Raw genomic sequence first — 2,697 nt, forward strand, 5'->3', positions numbered from 1 at the left:
CCGCGGGCCGCGGCCCTGGTTCCCGGCGTCGCGACCGGTCCGGGCCGTCGTCATCCGGCGTCGGGATCCCCTGCGCCCGGCAGGTCCGCTCGCTAGGATGAAGCAAGCACTTCCCACCACTAAGGAGTCCTCAGCATGCCTATTGCCACACCTGATGTTTACGCCGAGATGATCGACCGCGCGAAGGCGGGCGGTTTCGCATTCCCGGCTGTGAACGTGACCTCCTCCCAGACGCTCAACGCGGCCATGCGCGGCTTCGCGGAGGCAGGGTCCGACGGCATCGTGCAGGTCTCCACGGGCGGCGCCGCCTACTGGTCCGGCGCGAGCGTCAAGGACATGGTCGCCGGTTCGCTCGGTTTCGCGGCCTTCGCGAAGGAAGTGGCGAAGAAGTACGACGTCAACATCGCGCTCCACACGGACCACTGCCCCAAGGACAAGCTGGACGACTTCGTGCTGCCCCTCCTCGCCGCGTCCGAGGACGCCGTGAAGAACGGCCGCGACCCGATCTTCAACTCGCACATGTGGGACGGCTCGGCCGAGACCCTCGAGGAGAACCTGCGGATCGCCCGCGAGATCCTGCCGCGCGCGGCTGCGGCGAAGATCATCCTCGAAGTGGAGATCGGCACCGTGGGTGGCGAGGAGGACGGCGTCGAGAACGCCATCAACGACAAGCTCTACACCACGGTCGAGGACGCCCTGGCCACCATCGACGCCCTCGGCGCCGGGGAGCACGGCCGCTACATCACGGCGCTCACCTTCGGCAACGTGCACGGGGTGTACAAGCCCGGTGGCGTGAAGCTGCGGCCCGAGATCCTCAAGGACATCCAGGACCAGGTGGGCCGGAAGATCGGCAAGGACAAGCCCTTCGACCTCGTCTTCCACGGCGGTTCGGGATCCTCCGACCAGGAGATCGCCGACGCCGTCTCCTACGGCGTCATCAAGATGAACATCGATACCGACACCCAGTACGCGTTCACCCGCCCGGTCGCCGACCACATGCTCCGCAACTACGACGGCGTCCTGAAGGTCGACGGCGAGGTCGGCAACAAGAAGACCTACGACCCCCGCGTCTGGGGCGCCTCGGCCGAGGCCGGCCTCGCGGCCCGCGTCGTCGAGGCCGCCGCGTCGCTCGGGTCGGCCGGGAAGAAGCTCTAGTGTCCGACGAGTTCCGGAAGAACCTGATGGGCCCCGAGCCCACACTCCTGCCGGAGGAGCCCGCCGTCGTCGGGCGCCTCGCGGCCGGTGACGAGGCCGTGGACCTGGCGGCCAAGCATCCGACGTCGTCGCTCGTCTGGGCGATCCTCGCGGACGAGGCGTACGCGGAGGGCCGGACCATCGAGTCCTACGCCTATGCCCGCACCGGGTACCACCGCGGCCTCGACGCGCTGCGACGCAGCGGCTGGCGTGGCGCCGGCCCCATCCCGTACTCGCACGAGCCGAACCGTGGCTTCCTCCGCGCCCTCTACGCGCTGGGCCGTGCTGCCGCGTCCATCGGCGAGATCGAGGAAGCCGAGCGGATCGCGGTGTTCCTCAGGGAGTCGGACCCGGAGGCCAGCGCGCAGCTCGCGAACTGACGTCCGGCCCGGAACGGGAAGAACGGGGTCCGCCATGGCGGACCCCGTTCTTCCTTTTTCCGCCGGGAGGGCCTCGGTCCGCGTGCCTCCTAGACCCGACTACTCGTTAATCGGGTCCGGTTAACAAGTAGTCCAATTCCTTGTGCAGAAGTGGCGCACGCGACCAGAGTTAAAAGCTCCACATACCGTGGTGAGGCGATTGGAAGTGGGGGCTGGAATGTCCACAAGCGTAAGTACGGGTCAGTTGTACACGGTCGCGGAGGTCGCGGCCATGATGCGGGTCTCGAAGATGACGGTCTACCGCCTGGTGCAGTCCGGAACGATCAACAGCATCCGGTTCGGCCGGTCCTATCGCGTGCCGCAGAATGCGGTGCGGGACTACCTCGACGCGACGAATCCGGGCTCGGACTACTCGATCTGACGGCAGGTCCGCGGACGGTCGCCGGCCCGCCGTGGCCGGGGGTGCGTCATGACCTCGGACGTCACAGCGAGACGTGTACCGACCGATCGTACGCCTTGTGCTATCTATCGGTTAACGATAGCTTTGTGCTGACAAACAGTACAAGGGAGTCGTCATGGGAAGAATCACCGTCCTCGCTCTGCGGGTCGTGCTGTGCATGATGTTCGCTGGTTCCGTCTTCATCCAGGTGGTGATGCTCTCGCTCCTGGGCATCGACCTCGACGGAGCCGATCCCGACGTCGCCCTGATCCGGACCCCGCTCGTGGTCCTGACGGTGCTCGGGATCCTCGCACTCCAGGTGGCCGTGGTCTGCGTCTGGGGGCTGCTGACGATGGTGCGGCGGGGAACGGTGTTCTCCTCGGACGCCTTCCGGCTCGTGAACATCGTCATCGGTGCCTTCGCCGCCGCGAGCCTGCTCACGGTGGGGCTCGGGATCGCGCTCGCGCCCGGTGAGGCCGTGGCGCCCGGCGTCGTGCTGCTCATAGGGGGAGTGGCCGTCATGATCGCTGCCGTGGCGCTGATCGTGCTCGTGCTGCGGGCACTGCTCGCGCAGGCGGTGGCACGCGACACCGAGGCACGGCAGCTGCGCACCGAACTCGACGAGGTCATCTGATGCCCATCGTGGTGCGGATCGACGTCGAACTCGCCCGGCGGAAGATGAGC

General features: G+C 67.3%; 4 protein-coding genes. All 4 read left to right on the plus strand.

The window, feature by feature from the left end; all coding sequences use genetic code 11:
* The first annotated feature begins 135 nt into the window (after positions 1-135).
* The 4 genes from fbaA (at position 136) to CVO76_RS01820 (ending at position 2,647) form a co-directional block, all read left to right on the plus strand.
* Complete coding sequence (gene fbaA / locus CVO76_RS01805; protein ID WP_133080280.1) at positions 136-1,155, plus strand: class II fructose-bisphosphate aldolase; 1,020 nt, start codon at positions 136-138, stop codon at positions 1,153-1,155.
* Positions 1,155-1,574, plus strand: a complete 420-nt coding sequence (locus CVO76_RS01810) for a DUF3151 domain-containing protein (RefSeq protein ID WP_133080281.1) — start codon at positions 1,155-1,157, stop codon at positions 1,572-1,574. Before fbaA ends, CVO76_RS01810 begins: the two co-directional genes overlap by 1 nt.
* Positions 1,575-1,791: 217 nt before the next feature.
* Positions 1,792-1,995 (plus strand): helix-turn-helix domain-containing protein, encoded by a 204-nt coding sequence (locus tag CVO76_RS01815; protein WP_133080282.1) that lies wholly within the window; start codon positions 1,792-1,794, stop codon positions 1,993-1,995.
* Positions 1,996-2,149: 154 nt separating this feature from the next.
* Positions 2,150-2,647: a DUF2975 domain-containing protein gene (locus tag CVO76_RS01820; protein WP_208740474.1), complete on the plus strand. Its 498-nt coding sequence runs from the start codon at positions 2,150-2,152 to the stop codon at positions 2,645-2,647.
* Positions 2,648-2,697 lie beyond the last annotated feature (50 nt).

Origin of the sequence: Arthrobacter agilis, from assembly GCF_002953615.1 — a bacterium.
GTDB lineage: Bacteria > Actinomycetota > Actinomycetes > Actinomycetales > Micrococcaceae > Arthrobacter_D > Arthrobacter_D agilis_B.